This is a genomic window from Synergistaceae bacterium (assembly GCA_012728235.1).
Classification (GTDB): Bacteria; Synergistota; Synergistia; order Synergistales; family Synergistaceae; genus JAAYFL01.
In genome coordinates this window covers 1-2452 of the sequence record JAAYFL010000146.1, presented here as the reverse complement: position 1 = coordinate 2452, position 2452 = coordinate 1, and the positions used below count along the sequence as shown (strand labels likewise).

The 2452-nt window shown below is 37.5% G+C and carries 2 protein-coding genes; both read left to right on the top strand.

Annotation, left to right across the window (positions count from 1 at the left end; translation table 11 throughout):
• A partial coding sequence (locus GXZ13_07695; GenBank protein ID NLX75686.1) for a type I restriction-modification system subunit M occupies positions 1-1886 on the top strand: 1886 nt, incomplete at its 5' end.
• Positions 1883-2452, top strand: a 570-nt coding sequence (locus tag GXZ13_07690; protein NLX75685.1) for a restriction endonuclease subunit S, incomplete at its 3' end; no start/stop codon positions are given. The genes GXZ13_07695 and GXZ13_07690, both read left to right, overlap by 4 nt.

The following is a 2452-nucleotide window of genomic DNA, read 5'->3' as shown; positions in this document are numbered from 1 at the left end:
CAGGCTCTCTACTACTTACTGTAGGAAGCCACCTTGATAAGGACAAACGAGAAAATCTAACTTACTATGGTCAGGAGCTTAACACTGCAACCTATAACCTTACCAGAATGAACCTAATTCTCCATGGTGTTAGACCAGCCAAAATGAAGATTAGAAATGCCAATACTCTTGCTGAAGACTGGCCCGAGGACCCTTCTAAACCAGGTGAAGGAGTCCAGTTTGACGCTGTTGTTATGAATCCTCCCTATTCAGTTAAAAGATGGAATAAAAATGATCTAAAAGTCTCAGACCCTCGCTTTGAAGTAGCAGGGGTACTTCCTCCAGATTCTAAGGGAGACTACGCCTTTTTACTCCATGGTCTTTATCACCTAGGTCAACAGGGAGCCATGGCTATAGTTCTCCCCCATGGTGTTCTTTTTAGAGGGGGCAGTGAGGGGGAAATTAGAAGGAGCCTTATAGAAAGAAACTATATTGATACTATTATTGGACTACCTTCAAATCTCTTTTCTAACACAGGTATACCAGTAACAGTTTTAATACTTAAGAAAAATAGAAAGCTGGGTGAACCAGTTTTAGTAATAGATGCTTCAAAGGAGTTTATTAAAGTTGGGAAGCAAAATGTCCTCCAGGAGAAGGATATTGCTAGGATAGTAGATACCTACTCTGGAAGGCTAGAACTTGAGGGTTACAGCCATTTAGCTTCCCTAAAAGAAATAAAAGAAAATGACTTTAACATGAACATCCCCCGCTATGTGGAGCAGATTGAAAAGGACCTTCCCCATGATGTGGATGGCCATCTTTATGGTGGAATTCCAGAAGATAATATAAGGTCTCTTAAACTTCTTAATACCTATGCCAAAAACAGTCTAGACCAAGCCTTAGAAGAGCTAAGACCTGGCTATAAAAGGCTAAAGGTTTCAAAGGAAGAATTTACAAACCTTATTCTATCAAACCCAAACATCCAAAAGAAAACAGCCAGACTCAGTAAAGACCTATCTAGCTATACAGATAGTTACTTAAACAAGCTAAAAACCATAGACTCAATAGAAAGAGTTAAAGCCCTTAGAGAAGAAATGATGGAGGAACTAAGAAAGCTCTTAGAAAACTATGATTATGTGGATCTCTATGATGGTTACCAGATGATAGCAAGGCTATGGAATGAGTCCCTAAATGAAGACACTGAGCTTATAGCAGAAGGTAACTTCTACGAAATAGCAAGACAAAGACTTCCTAACATGGTGACCAAGGGAACTGGAAAAAACAAAAGAGAAGAACAGGACGGCTTTGTAGGCGCTCTTATCCCCAATCTTCTTATAAAAGAAATCCTCTACAAAGAAGAGATAAAGGAACTAGAAAACCTCTCCATCCTACTTTCAGAAACTGAATCAGAGCTAAATGAGGTAATTGAAGCTGCCAAGGTAGAGGGTAGCGATGAGTATGAAGCTCTTAATGACTGCTTAAAAAGAGACAGCGAAGGGGAACCAGGAAACTCCTTTATAAAAGGAGACCTAAATAAAGAGCTAAAAGAAACAGATAAAGATGATGATAACTACCTACACATAAAAAGAGCCATAGAACTTATGGACAGTAGAACAGACTACAACAGAGAAAAGAACAATAAAACAAAAGAACTAGACAGCCTAGTTGAAGATAGAATCCTAAACCTTACAAACAAAGAAATAGATTACCTCATCGAACTCAAATGGTTCAAAGAGATAAAGACTGAGATAACCAGCCTCATTACAGACCCTGTAAAAGAAGAAATAGACACCCTCATAGAACTAAACGAAAGATACTCTCAAACACTAGAAGACCTAGATAGAGAGATAGAAGCCCTAGAAAAAGACTTCCAATCCCTACTCTCAGAACTGGTGGTGACCAAATGAAAGAGAAAGGATTGGTGCCTAAGAGGAGGTTTGGGGAATATGAAGGAGATAGTTGGAAAACTTGTTTTTTTAAGGACTCTTTTTCTTATATAACCAATAACTCTCTTTCAAGAGCAAAGTTAAATTATAAAAAAGGAATTGCTAAGAATATTCATTACGGAGATATTCTCATTAAATATGGAGAAGTTTTAAATGTGGAGAAATCTATAGTCCCGTTTATAAGTGACGATGAAGAGGCTAAAAAACTCCTACCATCTTCTCTTAGAGATGGTGATATTATTTTTGCTGATGCTGCAGAAGATGAGACAGTAGGTAAGTGCAGTCAATTAATTAATGTTAATGATGAAAATATAGTTTCAGGGCTTCATACTATTACTTATAGGCCTGAGATAGAAACATCATTAGGCTTTCTTGGTTATTATTTTAATTCAACGGCTTACAGGAAACAGATTATGGGATTAATGCAAGGAACCAAAGTCTTGGCAATATCAAAATCAACACTTGAGGGAACAAGTTTGATTATTCCACCTACTATTAGTGAGCAGAAGAAAATTAGCAGCTTTTTT